At 37.1% G+C, this 17,863-nt stretch carries 18 protein-coding genes; 13 read left to right on the forward strand and 5 right to left on the reverse strand.

The features are described 5' to 3' along the window. Positions 1–13: 13 nt before the first annotated feature. Both hemC and H3R28_RS02105 read left to right on the forward strand, forming a co-directional pair. Complete coding sequence (hemC, locus tag H3R28_RS02100; RefSeq protein ID WP_122123750.1) at positions 14–1,084, forward strand: hydroxymethylbilane synthase; 1,071 nt, start codon at positions 14–16, stop codon at positions 1,082–1,084. Positions 1,085–1,086: 2 nt separating this feature from the next. Beyond that, positions 1,087–1,818: a uroporphyrinogen-III synthase gene (locus H3R28_RS02105; RefSeq protein ID WP_198209054.1), complete on the forward strand. Its 732-nt coding sequence runs from the start codon at positions 1,087–1,089 to the stop codon at positions 1,816–1,818. A gap of 14 nt (positions 1,819–1,832) precedes the next feature. Here the strand turns inward: H3R28_RS02105 and secB are convergent, their stop codons facing one another. Next, positions 1,833–2,357 carry a protein-export chaperone SecB gene (secB, locus tag H3R28_RS02110; protein WP_122123748.1) on the reverse strand — a complete coding sequence of 175 codons (525 nt, stop codon included), beginning with the start codon at positions 2,355–2,357 and terminating at the stop codon, positions 1,833–1,835. 225 nt (positions 2,358–2,582) lie between these two features. Here secB and H3R28_RS02115 point away from each other — a divergent pair, with 225 nt between their 5' ends. The 5 genes from H3R28_RS02115 to H3R28_RS02135 all read left to right on the forward strand — a co-directional run bounded on the left by H3R28_RS02115 (position 2,583) and on the right by H3R28_RS02135 (position 7,600). After that, the gene (locus H3R28_RS02115) at positions 2,583–3,287 is read left to right on the forward strand and encodes a Tim44/TimA family putative adaptor protein (RefSeq protein ID WP_198209052.1); all 705 of its coding nucleotides are present in this window, start codon (positions 2,583–2,585) and stop codon (positions 3,285–3,287) included. A 16-nt stretch (positions 3,288–3,303) separates the two neighbouring features. Beyond that, on the forward strand, positions 3,304–4,503 hold the full coding sequence (locus H3R28_RS02120; RefSeq protein ID WP_198209050.1) for a murein transglycosylase A: 1,200 nt from the start codon (positions 3,304–3,306) through the stop codon (positions 4,501–4,503). A gap of 46 nt (positions 4,504–4,549) precedes the next feature. Beyond that, the gene (locus tag H3R28_RS02125; protein ID WP_347400635.1) at positions 4,550–5,371 is read left to right on the forward strand and encodes a site-specific DNA-methyltransferase; all 822 of its coding nucleotides are present in this window, start codon (positions 4,550–4,552) and stop codon (positions 5,369–5,371) included. Positions 5,372–5,473: 102 nt separating this feature from the next. Beyond that, entirely contained in the window at positions 5,474–6,892 is a 1,419-nt protein-coding gene (locus tag H3R28_RS02130) for a cytochrome-c peroxidase (protein ID WP_198209049.1), read from the forward strand. Between the two features lie 366 nt (positions 6,893–7,258). Continuing rightward, entirely contained in the window at positions 7,259–7,600 is a 342-nt protein-coding gene (locus H3R28_RS02135; RefSeq protein WP_198209048.1) for a Smr/MutS family protein, read from the forward strand. A gap of 8 nt (positions 7,601–7,608) precedes the next feature. Here H3R28_RS02135 and H3R28_RS02140 read toward each other — a convergent pair whose 3' ends face one another. Next, a complete protein-coding gene (locus H3R28_RS02140) occupies positions 7,609–8,676 on the reverse strand; it encodes a hypothetical protein (protein ID WP_110438204.1) in 1,068 nt (355 codons plus the stop codon). Positions 8,677–8,856: 180 nt separating this feature from the next. Between H3R28_RS02140 and H3R28_RS02145 the strand changes: the two genes are divergently transcribed. The 3 genes from H3R28_RS02145 to H3R28_RS02155 are packed head-to-tail and all read left to right on the forward strand — an operon-like array spanning position 8,857 to position 11,792. Next, the gene (locus H3R28_RS02145) at positions 8,857–10,098 is read left to right on the forward strand and encodes a cytochrome b N-terminal domain-containing protein (protein ID WP_155569370.1); all 1,242 of its coding nucleotides are present in this window, start codon (positions 8,857–8,859) and stop codon (positions 10,096–10,098) included. A gap of 16 nt (positions 10,099–10,114) precedes the next feature. After that, complete coding sequence (locus tag H3R28_RS02150) at positions 10,115–10,912, forward strand: cytochrome c1 (protein ID WP_198209047.1); 798 nt, start codon at positions 10,115–10,117, stop codon at positions 10,910–10,912. Next, positions 10,899–11,792 carry an S-methyl-5'-thioadenosine phosphorylase gene (locus H3R28_RS02155; protein ID WP_198209046.1) on the forward strand — a complete coding sequence of 298 codons (894 nt, stop codon included), beginning with the start codon at positions 10,899–10,901 and terminating at the stop codon, positions 11,790–11,792. Before H3R28_RS02150 ends, H3R28_RS02155 begins: the two co-directional genes overlap by 14 nt. A 54-nt stretch (positions 11,793–11,846) precedes the next feature. On the opposite strand, the gene H3R28_RS02160 is transcribed toward H3R28_RS02155, so the two are convergent. The 3 genes from H3R28_RS02160 to H3R28_RS02170 form a co-directional block, all read right to left on the reverse strand. Next, the gene (locus H3R28_RS02160) at positions 11,847–12,938 is read right to left on the reverse strand and encodes an alkene reductase (RefSeq protein WP_122123739.1); all 1,092 of its coding nucleotides are present in this window, start codon (positions 12,936–12,938) and stop codon (positions 11,847–11,849) included. A gap of 111 nt (positions 12,939–13,049) precedes the next feature. Continuing rightward, positions 13,050–14,135 carry an alkene reductase gene (locus H3R28_RS02165; RefSeq protein ID WP_198209045.1) on the reverse strand — a complete coding sequence of 362 codons (1,086 nt, stop codon included), beginning with the start codon at positions 14,133–14,135 and terminating at the stop codon, positions 13,050–13,052. 71 nt (positions 14,136–14,206) lie between these two features. After that, on the reverse strand, positions 14,207–14,794 hold the full coding sequence (locus H3R28_RS02170; protein WP_122123737.1) for a TetR/AcrR family transcriptional regulator: 588 nt from the start codon (positions 14,792–14,794) through the stop codon (positions 14,207–14,209). A 339-nt stretch (positions 14,795–15,133) separates the two neighbouring features. Between H3R28_RS02170 and groES the strand changes: the two genes are divergently transcribed. From groES to H3R28_RS02185, 3 genes are all read left to right on the forward strand, one after another. Next, positions 15,134–15,424: a co-chaperone GroES gene (groES, locus tag H3R28_RS02175; RefSeq protein WP_110438197.1), complete on the forward strand. Its 291-nt coding sequence runs from the start codon at positions 15,134–15,136 to the stop codon at positions 15,422–15,424. 67 nt (positions 15,425–15,491) lie between these two features. Continuing rightward, the gene (groL, locus tag H3R28_RS02180) at positions 15,492–17,138 is read left to right on the forward strand and encodes a chaperonin GroEL (protein WP_110438196.1); all 1,647 of its coding nucleotides are present in this window, start codon (positions 15,492–15,494) and stop codon (positions 17,136–17,138) included. A gap of 462 nt (positions 17,139–17,600) precedes the next feature. Beyond that, positions 17,601–17,804, forward strand: coding sequence for a cold-shock protein (locus H3R28_RS02185; RefSeq protein WP_110438195.1), 204 nt, complete (start codon positions 17,601–17,603; stop codon positions 17,802–17,804). Positions 17,805–17,863: the final 59 nt, after the last annotated feature.

The following is a 17,863-nucleotide window of genomic DNA, read 5'->3' on the forward strand; positions in this document are numbered from 1 at the left end:
AAAGTATATTTTTATGGATATCAAAAACATAGTACATATTGCTTCAAATCCCAATTTACAACGGGTTGCCGCCAAGGCTGCGGAATTACAGAAAGCAAACTATATTAAAGCCCATGGAAAAAGAGGACTGCCTCTGCGAGTAGGGACCAGGGGTTCTCCTTTGGCTTTGGTCCAGACTCGCAATTTTCTCACATTATTGACACAATTCTGCCCTTTATTACGTCAGATTGGGGCGTTTCAGGAATTTCAAATTCATACTTCAGGAGATCGCATACAGGATCGACGTTTGGCTGAAATCGGTGGCAAGGGATTATTTGCCAAGGAAATTCATGAACAGCTGTTAGAAGGGAATATTGATTTTGCTGTCCATAGCCTTAAAGATCTAGAAACAGACCTGCCCAAAGGTCTTGTTTTGGCATGTACGCTAAAAAGACAAGATGCGAGGGATGCTTTAATTGTTAGAAGTGAATATCAACCCATTGATTCTAAAAATCCATTTGATGTTTTACCAAAAGGCGCGTTGATCGGGTCTTCTTCCGTACGACGTCAAGCTCAATTGCTGCATTATAGACCTGATTTGAAATTTGGATTGTTGAGGGGTAATATTCAGACACGTTTGGATAAAATTACCTCAAAACAATTTGATGCAACTTTTCTTGCTGCTGCAGGATTGCAAAGACTGGATATGGAACATCGAATTGATGTTTTGATTGATCCCTCAATTATGGTTCCAGCGGCTGGTCAAGGTATTGTTGGAATCACAGTTAGAGAAAAGGACACAGAATTGCTTGAAATGCTTTCGGCAATTGAAAATAGGGAGGCAAAGGCGGTATCCAGCGCTGAACGTGCCTTGCTGGCTGAGCTTGATGGATCTTGTCGAACACCAATTGGCGGGTATGCAAGGGTTGTTTCTTTTCCGGGTCAGGAAGAACGGTTGCATTTAACGGGATTGGTTGCAAGAGAAGACGGTTCTTTTTTAATCAAAAAAGATGTTATAGGAACCCTGGAAGAAGCTGAATTGATCGGTCATGAGTTAGGTAAACAATTGCGTAAAGATAGTCCGAATGATATTTTTGAGTCTTGAAATTGGGTGACAAGCAAAAAAATTATGTTGTAATAACTCGGCCAGAACCAGGGTTGAGTGAAACGATTTTAAAGGTTCAGAAATTGGGATGGAAAACATTAGCCTTACCCTTGATGAATGTTAATCAATTGTCTGTTGAATTTACCAATATTGATCAAATTCAGGCTATTTTGTTTACAAGTCGCCAAGCTATCATTTCTACGGTAAAATTATTTATTCGGCAAGATATAAGATATAGGGATATCCATGTTTTTGCTGTTGGCGATATAACTGCGCATGATGCTAAAATTGCTGGTTTTGAAAAGGTTCTAAGTGCGCATAAAGATTCGAACGCTTTGAATGATTTAATTCAAAGGGAATTGTTTCCCAAACAAGGCGGTTTATTGTTTCCTGTAGGAAAAGGGCAGGGAAAACAATTGATTTCCAATTTACAAAATTCTGGTTTCAAAATGATTGTGGAAGAAGTGTACGAAACCAGACGAAAAGATTTTATACCTTTTTCTTTTATTGAGAAACTCAAACAGGGGGAAATTAATACAATTCTATTTTTCTCTTCGGAAACAGCCCAGTTTTTTAAGGATCTTCTATATGAAGAGTATAGATATTTGCTTAACCAGATTTATGCTATTGCAATAAGTGAAAAAGTGAAAAAGGTATTGGAGAATTTTCAGTGGAAAGGGATTGTCGTTGCGGATCATCCCTCTACTGAATCCATGCTTTATCTTATAAAGTGATAGCATGCTCAAAATTATGCATGACCTGCCTCGGTATGTGTTTGGGCTGCCTGTTGTTGTTTATTTTGCCATAAAGAAACAAAATCTATGGGTTGTAGAACAACGGGTGGAAACCCTCCATCTCGTGTAACTTCACTTATAATATTTCGTGCATAAGGGAAAATCAAACGCGGAACTTCGACAAGAAGAATGGGTTCAATCAATTCTTCTGGCGGATTATTCAGGGTTACAACAGCACAGTAGATAAGTTCCGCAATAAAAATTGTGCGACTGGTACCTTCATTTTGTTTTTGTGCCTCTACAGCGTCAATTTTAATTTTTAAACTGACCTCATAAACTCCGTTTTCATTTAATCGGTTGGCATTTGTGTCAATTGAAACCGATATTTGAGGAGCCTCTTGCAAACTTGCGAAAATGGCAGCTCCGTGAGGGACTTCAAATGAAAGATCTTTTGTAAACTGGATATTAAGGGTTAATGGAAGGGAAGGGGGTGTTCCTTCTGTTTGATTGCTCGATACCGTATTTGTTGAGTCAGTCATTATATTCTCTATATATTCTTAATTTAAAAATTTTTAAATTTTCATATAACATAAATTTTATCATTAAATAAAACGATTTATACTAATTAAACTTATAGTAAAAAAACAAGAGGCAGTTTAAAAATTGAAATAATTAAATAAAATAATTTGTTTTTAATGTTTTAAATGATCATAAAAGAATATAGTAAATAACTTCAATATAGGTTCAAGTTAACAGGTTAAAAGATGGATTTTTCTGTAGGTGATATTCCCATAGATATTATAATATTTTCCTTGATAGCGATTTTTCTGATTCTCCGTTTGCGAAGCGTATTAGGGAAAAAAACTGGATTTGAGAAACACGAAGCCATTTCCTTGACAGTTAAAGCACCAGCTTTTTTATCAAATACAAAAAATAAACCCGTACAGCCAGCAGTAGCACCTGTACCCAAGGTTAATTATGAAATACCGGCTGCCAATAGTGAATTAGGACAGACTTTACAAAATATTAGCGCGCTCGATTCAACTTTTGTTCCGCAAAAATTTGTAGCAGGCACTGAAATAGTATTTCGTAAAATTCTAACTGCATTTGCTAATGCAGACTTAAATAGTCTTGGGTCAATGTTGACATCAGATGCCTATTCTTCATTTGAAAGGGCCATTAAAAAACGTCAAGAGGCACACGAAATTCAAAAAATTGAAATTAAAGCAATTTGTTCGATCGCTATAACAAAAGCTGAGATTAAATCTGAAGTTGATCCTAAAAAAGCATTGATTGAGGTTAAGATCATTTCCGATCAACTGAATTGTATATTTGATAAAAAGAAAGAACCTGTAGTTGGTACGGAATCTGTGACGGAATTTATTGATTTCTGGTTATTTGAACGTGTATTAGGAATGAATGGTCAGGATATTTCCTGGCGTTTAAAATCTACTCGTACAGGAACTTGAATTTAATAGGCTTGTTATGAAACGCTTTGTTCGTGCAATATCGATATCCCTTGGGATATGTCTGACCGCTTGTGTACAGGAAGGTCAGGAAAAACTGTCAGAATACTATCCGGTTTCCTATCAGGTATTACAAGGATGGAATCAGGAAAACCACTTACAAATTTTGACAGTTTTTCGTCAAACCTGTAGGCAGATAAGAAAATTGCCATCTACCACTTATCTAGGGGGAGTTAGCGGTTTGCCAGGAAATCAGGCTAAGGATTGGATTCCAGTTTGTATTGCTGCGGAACAGATTGATATCAAACAACCTCTACAAGTGAAAAACTTTTTTGAACAATGGCTGCAACCCTATCAATATTCCTATAGAATTCAAAAAGGAAAGGTGACAGGATATTATGAACCAGAAATTGAAGGGTCAACTGTAAAAACAGGCAATTATCAAGTACCTGTATATACACGTCCCAACGATCTGAAAGCGCGTAAAACTGTTGATGGTCAAATTCAGTATGGTCACATGCAGAATAATCAATTTATTCCCTACTACACACGTGCTGAAATTGACAGAGGGGCATTAAACGATAAAAATCTTGAAATTGTATGGTTAAAAAATTCGGCAGATCTGTTTTTTATGCAAATTCAAGGATCAGGCCGGATTTTGTTACCGGACGGTAAAATTTTACGTCTGGCTTATGCCGGCAAGAATGGACAACCCTATACACCATTAGGAAAAATCCTTATTGACAAAGGATATATGAATTCTGATGCAATCAATATTTATTCATTGAGGACGTGGTTATTCAACCATCCTGATCAAGCACTCTCCCTGATGGAAGAAAATAAAAATTACGTTTTCTTTAAAATTTTAAATAATCAAATTCTTGATGAAGGACCAAAAGGTGCTTTTAATGTTAGTTTAAGTGCAGGTCGATCTGCTGCTGTTGATAAAAAATGGATACCGTTGGGTAGTCCTTTATGGATTGAAACCCTAATGCCTGAACCTGGACATCAGGATAAAAGGTCATGGAAACATATGGTCTTTGCCCATGACTTGGGCGGGGATATTCATGGAATGAACCGGCTGGACCTATTCACCGGATGGGGTAAGACCGCTGAATGGTATGCGGGGTTGATGAATGAAAAAGGAAAGATATATCTTTTGTTGCCCCGTCAGTTTTCCCATTCCAATCAGTCAGTTCCTGTATCAGTGAAGCGATAATCAAGTGAGATTTTAGGTGTCTTTACGTAAAAAGACCAAAGTTCAAATAAAACAGGAACTTTTATTACGTCCATATAGCTTCAGGGTTGATAGGCATACTATTATTAGGGGGGATTGTTTAACGGTTTTGCAAAAAATGAAAGACCGTTCCGTAGATGTTTTTATTACCTCTCCCCCATATAATCTTGGTATAGTCTATAGCGCTTATCAGGATAAAAAGGGAGAGGCAGAATATCTCGATTGGCTTGAAAAAATCTGTTTTGAAATTAAAAGAGTCATGAAGGATGATGCTTCGTTTTTTTTGAATATTGCCGGATCATCATCAAATCCTTGGTTGCCATTTGAACTGATTGTCCGATTGAGAAAAATTTTCATATTGCAAAATCACATAGAATGGGTGAAGTCTATTTCAATTGGCGAGGAAAGTTACGGTCATTTCAAACCTGTAGTCAGCAAACGATTTCTGCATCGCAATCATGAATATATATTCCATTTGACGAAAACTGGGATCGTACAGTTAAATCGTCTCAATGTAGGGGTTCCATATAAGGATAAATCCAATATTGCTAGACGATCTCATACGTATGATTTACGTTGTCGAGGTGATGTATGGTTTATTCCCTATGACACGATTAGAAAAAAATCGGAAAAATTCAATCATCCTGGAACTTTTCCAATTGCGTTGCCCCAAATGTGTCTAAGGTTGCATGGAAGAAAAAATCCAGTTGTAGTGGATCCGTTTATGGGTACGGGAACTACTTTATTGGCAGCCCATTATGAAGGGGGAAGGGCCATAGGAATGGATATTGATAAAAATTATGTAAAAATTGCCAAAGAAAGGTTGGAAAAAGCGGTATTGACCAAATAAAAGATGAATTCTGATTTATTATTAATTCAAAACTTGATATTTTTTTTGAAATTCTAAAGATTTATAAAAATTCTAGGTTATGTATTGTTTGGAAAATAGTGGATGAAAAAACTTATTTTAATGTTTCTGGTGGTTTTTGCCATCGTTTATGGAGGGGTTGTTACGTATTTAACCCGTTATGATCATTCTACAGCTCCTAGTTTGTCAGATAGTTCACCATTGCGTCACGATAAAATGGCGATGGATGCTTTTAATGTTTTAAGGGAAGCCCGTTGTGATTACTGTCATACGCAAAAAGTGGATATGCCTTTCTATTTCAAGATACCTGTGGCAAATCAGTTGATGCAAAGTGATCGCACAAAGGGACTGGAAAATTTTCATCTTGAACCCGTTCTTGATTCGATGAATAAAGGCGAGCCAGTTGATAATGTTTCCCTGTCTCGTATAGAATTCGTAATGCAACGAAATCTAATGCCGCCATCACTGTATTTGTTAATGCACTGGCATGCACGACTTTCAGCTGAGCAACGGGATACCGTGATTAAATGGATCAAGCGTGAACGTAGACAAAGTTACGCAACATCAGGTGTTGCAGAACAATTTGCTGATGAACCCATTCAACCTATTCCTGAATCTTTAGAGGTCGATGCCAAAAAGGTTGCCCTGGGAGAAAAACTGTTTTTCGAAAAACGTTTGTCTGGTGACAATACTCTTACCTGTGCTTCATGCCATGATCTGAAAAAGGGTGGGGTGGATAATCTTGTAACAGCAACCGGGATTAATGGTCAAAAAGGTCCTATCAATGTACCCACCGTATATAATTCTGTATTCAATCACACCCAGTTTTGGGACGGAAGAGCCAGCGATCTGATGGCACAGGCTGCAGGGCCCGTAATGAACCCGATTGAAATGGGATCAAAAAAATGGGAGGAAGTTGCTGACAAATTACGTAAAGACCCTTCATATGAAAAAGATTTCATGAATGTCTATAACAGCCCCGTAATTGACCAGAAAACAATAACAGAAGCGATTGCAGAATATGAAAAAACCTTGATTACGCCAGACAGTCCCTTTGATATGTATTTGAAGGGGATAGATAGTGCGATTAGTGAACGGGCTAAACATGGATATCAAGTATTTAAGAATATCGGTTGCGCAAGTTGCCATAATGGAGTCGGTGTTGGTGGAGCATCTTTTGCCAAAATGGGACTGCAACGTGATTTTTTCCAGGATCGTCTAAACAAAGCCTTGACAAATGCGGATTTTGGCCGATTTAACTTTACACATGATCAAAATGATCGTTTTTTCTTTAAGATTCCCTTATTACGTAATATTGCCTTGACCACGCCTTATTTTCATGATGGCAGTGCGAAAACCCTAAAAGAGGCTGTAATTGAAATGGTTAAATATCAAACTCCTGATCATCAAATTCCAGATCAGGATGTTGATGATATTGTAGAATTCCTGAAATCATTAACAGGAAAATATCAAGGTCAAGCCATTGATAAAATGAATCCATAATTTCAAGCTAGTTTATTTGTTTAACCTTTCACCTGTTAAAACGGGTGAAAGGTTTTTTTGTTGTGATAAGATAAGGGTAAATGAAAGAGGATTATTTTGAAAAAAAGACAACTTAGTAAAGATGAACGAATATTATGGGATAATTTTACATATTCAATTAAAAAATCTGTAAAACGGGATAATTTAATATATATAAAAAATGATCTTGATTCATTTTTCATGTCTCAAAAACAAACGAATAAAAATAATTTCAAACAGACGAACAATATTAAGAAAATAGTGCTGAATGAAAATTCCTTGTTCATACAGCATTATAAACTTTTTAAAGCTCATAAGAAGCAATTAGATAATAAAAATGATTCTTTCATGGCAATTGGACAGAAACAATCCGGACTGGATAAAAATACCTGGAAGAAGTTTCAAAATAGCGAGTTAAAATCGCAATGGAGATTAGATTTACACGGTTTTACAGCACATCATGCATTTTTAGCCTTGGAAAATTTTATTTTAAATGCCTATAGACAACAAATAAGATGTATCGAAATTATAACAGGTGTTGGGAATCTATCCCAAGGTGGTGGTATACTCAAAAGAGAATTACCTCATTGGTTAAATCGTCCTTATATACATTCAATGATACTTGCAACTTCCTATGTGTCTGCCACGAATAATGGAGCGGTTAGAATTCTACTGAAAAAAAGGCGTTAGAATTTTTTTCAATTTTCCCATTGGGAAATTTTCAATGACAACCAGCGTCTCAATGCCAAAGTTGCTGTAGCAGAGGGGATCAATTTTGAAAAATTATCAATTGTTTTTAAACTATTTTGAGTGACAATATTGTTGGCATGTACAATTGATTGAAAATAAGGATTATCAGTGATTTTTTCGAAATTCAAACGCCATTTTGTAACAAGCGCTGAAGGGGTCAGCATGGGCAAGAAAACGGCAAAATTAATTCTGGCTGCAAGGGCAAGGGTTTGCCATATTTCAAATAATGTGTTGCCTGTGCGATAATGGGGCAATTTCGTGTAGAGACTGGAAAAAGAAGGGCTATAAGAGGATTCCTGATCAAATGAAAAAAAGATATGAAATCCCTCGGCCAACAATTTTGGCAGTTCTGCAAACCCCTCAGGGGAATCTATCTGTAATATATCTATTGTTCGGTTACGTAATGCTTCAATTCCAGTTGATAACGTTGTAATTCCGATTACGGGTTTAGTACTGATTTGTAAAAGTTCAATTCCCAATAATGTTGGAAGTTCTTTTCCAATAAGGGTGGAGACTCCAACTTTCATTGTTCTATTCTTTAAAAGATCAGGAATAGAGTTGTGAAAAGGTTGTCTCGATATGACAATAATTGGAGTGATGGTTGAAAATACAGGTATCCAATGTTGATAATCAAAATGAACACGCGGATCAGCGGCCAAGGCTGCGATAATGGCAGATCCAGAAGTTATCAATGCGATCGAGCCGTCTTGGGTTAATCTTGTATCGAATAAATTTGATGCTGTTACACTATCATAACCAGTTGTGAATTGCAGAGATAACAAAGGGTTACTCTCGATATTCTGTTTAAATAAATCTGCTAGTGTGCTGGAAAATTGACCTATTCGACTTTCTTTTGTACCACCCACGATAAGTGAATAATCATCTTTACCATCTTTAGTAGGGTCAACCGTTGATAAAACTTCATTAGCTTTAATAGGCAATGAGGGTAGAGCTGTTGTCATACCTGTCAGAGATAAAAATTTAAGTAGATGTCGTCTGGATATCGATAAAGACATGAAGGATTGCTTTATAGAAAATTATTTTTTTAAGAGGAAAAAACAAGTAAATCATTAATAAAAAACATGACTGGTTTTATTTTACATGGAATTGTAGCAATATAAAGGCGAAATTGTTATTTATTATATTATTTATAATATTTTAGAATTTGTATGCTTTTTATTGAGTAAGTTAATGGCATGGGTGATCTGAATTTATCCCAGAATGGGCAAAGAAAAAAAACTGTTAGGAACAAACAGTCTTTTAAATTATGGCTGGACAAACGTTTTCCCTTTTTTTCGGTGATTCAGAAAGAATACATTCAGTTTCCAATGCCTAAAAATTTGAATATTTGGTGGACATTTGGTGCTGTCTTAACTGTTATTTTATTCTTGATGTTACTGACAGGGATTTTTTTAACTTTATATTATACAGCTTTGCCTTATCATGCTTTTCTATCAATAGAGATGATTGAAAGAAGGGTGCCAAGTGGCTGGTTAATTAGATCCATTCATATGGCAGGATCAAATTTGTTTCTGGCTTTTCTATATTTGCATTTGTTTAGGGGATTATATTACGGTTCTTATAAATCACCAAGAGAGCTGGTCTGGTGTTCGGGGATGATTTTGACAGTTTCTGTAATGATAACGGCTTTTGCTGGATATATATTGCCATGGGGGCAAATGTCTTACTGGGCTGCTAATGTAGTTATTCAAGCGATTTCATCCATTCCAATTATAGGACAAAATTTGTCCGGTTGGTTGATGGGTGGAGAAATACCAAACGCACTGACATTACATCGTTACTATACAATTCATTTAGTTATGGCGTTTGTAATCTGTTTTATCGTTTTTCTTCATGTCATTTGCATGCATCATGTAAAATCCAATAATCCTGAAGGAATCGATATTACATCAAAAAAGAATGTTCTTCCTTTCTTTCCTTATTTTGTGGCAAAAGATGGACTGGTTCTAGGCGTTTCCGGATTAATAATGGTTATTTTGATTTTTTTTGAACCAGGGTTGTTGACGAATAGTGAAAATTATATTCCAGCCAATCCACTGGAAACTCCAGCGTCCATTGCTCCAGAATGGTATTTCTTACCTTTTTACGGAATTTTACAAATAATACCATATAAATTTGGGGGAATGGCTTTATCAGCAGGAACGATTTTTCTTCTATTCTTGGTTCCGTGGCTGGACTCATCACCTGTTAAATCGGCACGATACAGACCTATTTACCGTATATCATTGATTATTTTGGTTATTGCTTTTGTAATGTTGGGTATTGTAGGAAAATTTCATACATTTAACTCACTTATATGGATGGGACGTCTTTCATTATTGTATTATTATTGCCATTTTTTAGTGATTTTACCCTTATCGGCCCGTTTTGAAATTCGATGTAAATTACATGATTCTTCATTATGTGATAATAAATAGGACGCGATTTATGGGCATGGTTAAGAAGATTGTTCTAGGTTTTTTCTTAAATATCCTGATTTTTATAACGGCAATGATGACAATCTGGGCAGCGGATAAAAATCAATTAATTAAAAATCATGAAATTATTATACCGCATTATGAGTGGAGCTTTAAAGGTTCATTAGGATATTTTGACAATGCGAGTGTGCAAAGGGGTTATCAGGTTTATAGACAAAAATGTGCTTCATGTCACTCCATCAATGTGATGCGTTATGCTGATTTGCAGCAAATGGGATTGACTCTTGAGCATATTGATAAAATTGCCCATAGGGATCAGGTCATGGATGGCAAGGATAATCAAGGGCAGGATTATTACCGTCCAGCCAATGTAACTGATTATTTAAAAAAACCGTACTTTAATGATAATATTGCGAAAACAGCCAATAACGGTAAAATACCGCCGGATTTTTCACGTTACATGATGATCAGAAAAAACGGGGCCGATTATGTGATGGCTCTATTATTGGGTTATGAAACTGCACCATCAGGTTTTCATTTTGACAATAAAGCCTCATATTATAATCTTTATGCACCGCATCACCAGATAGGAATGAAACCTCCTTTGACTGATGGAGGTATTCATTATGAAGATGGCACGTCAGCAACTGTTGAACAACAAGCAAGAGATGTTGTCATTTTTCTGAATTGGGTTGTACACCCCCATTTGACAGAACGTCATCGTATGGGAATAATGCTTTTTCTTTATATGATTTTTATCGTTATTCTTGTATTTCTTATTAATCGTAAAGTGTGGTCAAATGTCAATAAATAATCATACTCATGATAAGCCAGTCATTGGGGTTATCGGTGGTTCGGGATTATATAATATTTCAGGTTTGAGTGATCAACAGTGGGTGGAAGTTGATACGCCCTGGGGAAAGCCATCCGATCAGTTATTAAAAGGTACACTTGATGGTGTTTCCTGTGTATTCTTACCGAGGCATGGTCGGGGCCATGTATATTCCCCAACAGATGTGAATTATCGGGCGAATATTGCAGCGATGAAAAAACTAGGTGTTACGGATCTTGTTTCTGTTTCTGCTGTCGGTTCCCTGAAAGAGGAATTGTCCCCAGGTACATTTGTTGTGGTGGATCAATTAATTGACCGTTCACGTTTACGAACCAAAAGTTTTTTTGAAAAGGGATTGGTTGCCCATGTATCTCTGGCTGATCCATTTTGTCCTAAATTGAGTCAGATGCTGTATGAACAGGCAAAACAATTAGAAATCAAAGTTGTCAAGGGGGGAACCTATCTTGTTATGGAAGGTCCCCAGTTTTCAACACGGGCGGAAAGTCAGCTTTATCGTTCATGGGGTGCGTCTGTTATTGGTATGACCAATATGCCAGAGGCAGCTTTGGCGCGAGAGGCAGAAATCTGTTATGCGACAATTGCTATGGTTACCGATTATGATTGTTGGCATGAGGAACATGATGCGGTTAGCGTTGAAGCTGTTGTCAGAATACTGAAGCAAAATGCCAGACATGCTAGCTCTTTGGTTGAGAAATTTATTCCAGCTTTAGGGAAAAGACCTCAGGGAAACAGTGAATGTCAATGTAAACATGCCCTGGATTATGCATTGATAACGGCACCGGAAAAACGTGATCCTGTTTTGGTTGAACGTTTAAAAACGATTGCTGGTCGGGTTTTATAATTTCATTTTTGAATCTACTCTGATCAATTTTTATAAACCAGAGTAGAGCTTGGATTATTTTGCAACGGGATAATCCGTATAACCTTCTTTTCCCTGACTGAACCAGGTTTTGCTATCAGATGGTTTTAGGGGGATATCATTTTTAATTTTGTGAACAAGGTCGGGATTGGAAATAAATGGTCGGCCGAATGAAACGGCATCCGCCTCATTGTTCTTGATAATTTTTTGAGCAGAGTGCCCATTATAGGAGCCATTAATGACAAAATTTCCCTTAAAATTTTTCCTCATTGCGGGAGCGATGGGGGGGTAGAAATCCTGATCTGTAAGTGTTGACATGACAAAATTGTCTTCACCTGGTCGTGGTTCCCTCACTTCCAAAAAATTAATATTTTCTTTACTTAAAGCCTTTGAGGCGGCGATAAATAATGGTTCGGGATTACTGTCATGAACGCCTTGAATTTCCTCATTTGGTGAAAGTCTAACTGATGTTCTGTCTGATCCCACTGTTTTGCAGACATTATGTGTTATTTCAATTAGTAGCCTGATTCTATTTTCAATACTTCCGCCGTACTCATCCGTTCTAAAATTGCAATTGTCTCTTAAAAATTCATCAATCAAATATCCATTGGCGGCATGAATTTGTACACCGTCAAATCCCGCTTCCATGGCATGATTTGCAGCTTTTATATAATCATTGATTAATCGGGGAATTTCCTCTTTGGGTAATGCACGTGCTTTTTCATACGGCTTTTTTCCTTCATATGTATGTGCATATCTTGGAGCTGTTGTTGCTGATGCGGAAATAGGAGAAGGATAAAATGATGGATGCACGGTTCGACCCATATGCCATAACTGACAAATAATATGCCCCCCCTCATCATGAACAGCCTGGGTTACAGGTTTCCATGCCTCAACTTGCTGTTTATTCCATATGCCTGGAGCATATGCCCATCCCAACCCCTCTTGTGAAATTCCTGTTCCTTCTGAAATGATCAGACCTGCAGAGGCTCTTTGACGATAATATTCAATCATTAAAGAAGTTGGAATATGATCCTTTGTGGCCCGTCCCCGGGTTAAGGGTGCCATGATGATACGGTTAGATGCTTTTATTGCGCCCAATTGAATAGAGTCAAATAAAGTAACCATTTAATTTTTCCAATGTTATTATCATGTTAAGTCAGTTTTATCTATTGACGTAAGCAAATGAACATAATGATATTATCATTAAAGATACGGGAAGGCTATTCATTCATTTTTTTACTTGAAGTCAATATAGCCTTTTTCATCCTGAGTATACCAAATGGACGAATCATGTGGGACAAAGGGTTTGCCCGTTTTAATTTTTTCGACCAAATCCGGATTGGAAATAAAAGGACGACCAAAAGAAACTGCATCGGCTTGTCCCGCTTTAACAATTTTTTGGGCCAGTTGACCGTTATACGTTCCATTAATAACGAAATTACCCTTGAAATTTTCCCGCATAGAAGGAAAAATCGGTGGATGATAATCAGCATCTGTCAAATCTTTTTCCACATAATTATCTTTATTGCCGATTTGTGGTTCCCTGACTTCCAGGAAATTAATTTTTTCTCTACTCAATGCTTGGCTGGCAGCGATAAAAAGGCTTTTGGCATTGCTGTCAAATACACCCTGTACACGTTCATTTGGAGAAAGACGCACAGATGTTCGATCTGAACCCACCTCATGGCAAACCCTTTGCGTAATCTCGATTAGTAGACGTAGGCGATTTTCAATTGAACCGCCATATTCATCTTGACGGAAATTACTGCTGTCACGTAAAAATTCATCAATCAGGTAGCCATTTGCGGCATGAATCTGGACACCATCAAAACCAGAGTTCATCGCATTTTGTGCCGCTTTGGCATAATCATTGAGTATTCTTGGAATTTCATCAACAGGTAAAGCCCTTGCCTGAACATAGGGTTTCTTCCCATCATAAGTATGTGCATGACCTGGCGCTGTGGTTGCTGATGCAGAAATTGGGGATGGATAAAATGAAGAATGCACTGTGCGTCCCATATGCCACAATTGGCAAATAATTTTACCGCCTTCATCATGAACAGCCCGGGTTATGGGTTTCCAAGCTTCAACCTGTTCCTTATTCCATATACCAGGAGCATAGGGAAATCCCATTCCCTCTTGTGAAATTCCTGTACCCTCGGAAATAATCAAACCAGCTGTTGCCCTTTGACGATAATATTCAATCATCATAGGGGTGGGAATGTGATCTTTGGTCGCTCTTGAACGTGACATAGGAGCCATGATGATACGGTTGGAAGCTTTTATTGCGCCCAACTGAATGGGATCAAATAGGATAGGCATAGTGGTAAACCTCACTAATAATTATATTTTCAAAAAAATAGTAGACCGGTCGTCTATTAATCTATGAAAAATTAAATATTATTGTCAAGAAGAAAGTTTGTGAAATGGAGAGCAATAGTAAATGCTGTAGACCGTTTTTGTATTTTCACCATTAAACTTGCCCCCAACCATTGTTGATATAGTTGTTGAGCTATAAAAAAATTGTCAGCCTGATTGTGAATGGAATTATCTTTTTGGCCTATGGCAATAATTTGTGCGATAAGAGATAATATCCGGTCGGTTCCTCTACAGAATGCCTTACGCATCGGTTCGGAATAATCCGTCACCTCAGAACTTAATTTAACGATAAGACAATGTCCCTCAAAATTATTGTCGCATTGTGAAAATTGCCATTTTTCCCAATATTTAAGTAGACGATCTTTTCCTGAAAGTGAAGAAGACTTAAGTAAGGACTGAAGAGCCATTATATAATTGTCAATATAGTGATCAATGACCTGAACGCCGTAATCTTCCTTGGAATTGAAATAATAATAGAATGAGCCTTTGGGAATATTTGCTTGTTTGAGAATTTCAGCTAAACCAACATTTGTAAAACCTTGGCTTGCAAAAAATTCCTGACCAATTTTCAAAAGAAGATTTTTTTTATTTTTAGCATTCATAAGACGATATGAGGTTACGGAAAAAGAGATTTAAGTCTGAAAGCACGTTATGTTATGTGATAAAATCTTTTGTAAGCAACTTACTTAATAAGTATTATTCTTTAAAATATATTGTAATTATACACAATAAATCAATCGATAAAATTTAAGTAACTTATATCTGTGCATAGGAATTAAATTTAGTTGACATTGTACATGATTATGGTTACCTTAAAACCAAATATAAGTGGCAATAATGCCACTGTAATATTTGGAGTAACGCGGCAAAAACGCGCGTAGTTAAAACCCATAATGCTGCTTTGATTAAGGGCATTATATAGAAATTATGGAGCGATCCAAATGACGAATTTTCGTCCATTACATGACCGTGTAGTCGTTCGTCGGCTAAACAGTGAAGAAAAAACTGTCGGTGGAATTATCATTCCAGACACAGCAAAAGAAAAACCTCAAGAAGGCGAAGTCATTGCCGTAGGTCCGGGAGCTCGTAATGAGCAGGGACAAATTGTTCCTCTGGATGTTAAAAAAGGTGATAAAGTTTTATTCGGTAAATGGTCTGGGACCGAAGTCAAATTAAATGGCGAAGAGCTTTTGATTATGAAAGAAAGCGATATTATGGGAATTGTAGGTTAATCCGCAATTTTTCACCAGCTTTTGATTTTGACTTTTTTTAAAGAATTTCTTGTAGGAGATTAAGATTATGGCAGCCAAAGATGTAAGATTTGGTGCTGATGCACGTCAACGTATGTTACGTGGCGTTGATATTCTGGCAGATGCAGTTAAGGTAACCTTGGGTCCAAAAGGACGTAACGTTGTTCTTGATAAAAGCTTTGGTGCACCCCGTATTACCAAGGACGGTGTATCTGTTGCAAAAGAAATCGAGCTTGCTGACAAGTTTGAGAATATGGGCGCCCAAATGGTTCGCGAGGTTGCTTCAAAAACCAATGATGTTGCCGGTGACGGAACAACAACCGCCACAGTTTTAGCTCAAGCGATTGTTCGTGAGGGGTTAAAATCGGTTGCTGCCGGTATGAATCCTATGGATCTGAAACGCGGGATTGATAAGGCGGTTTCAATCGTTGTTGAAGAATTGAAGGCAAAAACAAAGAAAATTTCTACCCAATCCGAAATTGCTCAGGTTGGAACCATTTCTGCAAATGGTGAAAAAGAAATTGGTGATATGATCAGCAAAGCCATGGAAAAAGTTGGCAAAGAGGGCGTTATCACTGTTGAGGAAGCCAAAGGGTTGCAAACAGAACTCGACGTTGTTGAGGGAATGCAATTTGATCGTGGTTATATTTCTCCATATTTCGTTACAAACGCAGAAAAAATGACCGCTGATCTTGATAATCCTTTAATCTTGATCCATGAAAAGAAGCTTTCATCTTTACAGCCAATGTTGCCTTTGTTGGAAAGTGTTGTTCAAAGCGGTCGTCCGTTGTTGATTATTGCTGAAGATGTTGATGGTGAGGCATTGGCAACCTTGGTTGTTAACAAGTTGCGTGGTGGCTTAAAAATTGCTGCTGTGAAAGCGCCTGGTTTTGGTGATCGTCGTAAGGCAATGCTTGAAGATATTGCCATTTTAACCGGTGGTCAGGTTGTAAGTGAAGATATCGGCATTAAACTTGAAAACGTTACAATTAAAATGCTTGGTAACGCTAAAAAAGTTCATATCGATAAGGAAAATACAACAATCGTTGAAGGTACTGGTGACGTTGATCAAATCAAGGGACGTTGTAACCAAATCCGTGCTCAGATTGAAGAGACAACCTCAGATTACGATCGTGAGAAATTACAGGAACGTCTTGCTAAATTAGCAGGTGGTGTTGCTGTTATCCGCGTTGGTGGATCTACAGAGGTGGAAGTTAAGGAACGTCGTGATCGTGTGGATGATGCTCTTCATGCAACTCGTGCAGCAGTTGAAGAAGGTATTGTTCCAGGTGGTGGTACCGCATTGGCACGTGCATCTTTAAGACTTTCCAATCATACTCACGAAAATGATGATCAACGTGTTGGTGTTGATATTGTTCGCAAGGCATTGCAAACCCCATTACGCCAAATTGTTGAAAATGCTGGTGAAGACGGTGCGGTTATCGCTGGTAAAGTTCTTGAAAATGACTCATATAATTTCGGTTTTGATGCTCAGGTTGGAGAATATAAAGATCTCGTTCAGGCCGGTATTATTGATCCGACAAAGGTTGTTCGTAGCGCTTTACAAGATGCGGCTTCTGTAGCCGGTCTGTTGATTACAACTGAAGCGATGGTTGCAGAACGTCCAGAGAAAAAAGCTCCTGAAATGCCTGCAGGTATGGGTGGCATGGGCGGTATGGGTGGAATGGATTTCTAATTTCTCCCTTATTGCACAAAAGATAATAACTAAATAATTATCTTATTCTGAAAGGTTACTGTCAATAATGGCAGTAACCTTTTTATATATGTGAATATTTGATCACAATTATAAAGTAGTAATTGTTAAATTAACCATATTAAATAGTCTTGAATAATATTGTAAATGAAATGTTACGATATATTTTTTAAGTGTTTTATTCTAAATAATAAATAAATATTTTAAAATTTTAATAAATACTAAAAATTTATTTATATTTTATATTAAATTTACAATATATATGTTTTTTTTATTTAATAAATAATAATTATATTGACAGTTTATTTATTTTATGTGTCAAATAGTCCCATGAAAGTTTTCTTTCTGAATAGGTAAACGATTTATTCGTTTTGATTTTAACTCTATATCAGGTCTATGTTTCAAGGCTTGATATTCTATATATGATAAGGATGCGCGGTTATAATGTATACTGGAACCGTGAAATGGTTTAATCCTACAAAAGGATTTGGTTTTATTGTCCCTGAAGAAGGTGGCAAGGACGTTTTTGTGCATATTACAGCTGTTCAGGCTGCTGGACTTCGTGATTTGAAGGAAAATCAGCGTGTAAGCTATGATATTGTAACAGAAAGAGGTAAAGCTGCTGCAGCTAATCTCAAGCCTTTGTAAGATCGAAGCATACGATTACTGGTATTAGAGTTATCTATTTACCGTAAGCAAGCCAGCTC

The sequence above is a fragment of the Commensalibacter sp. M0268 genome, from assembly GCF_016101925.1.
GTDB classification, from domain to species: domain Bacteria; phylum Pseudomonadota; class Alphaproteobacteria; order Acetobacterales; family Acetobacteraceae; genus Commensalibacter; species Commensalibacter melissae.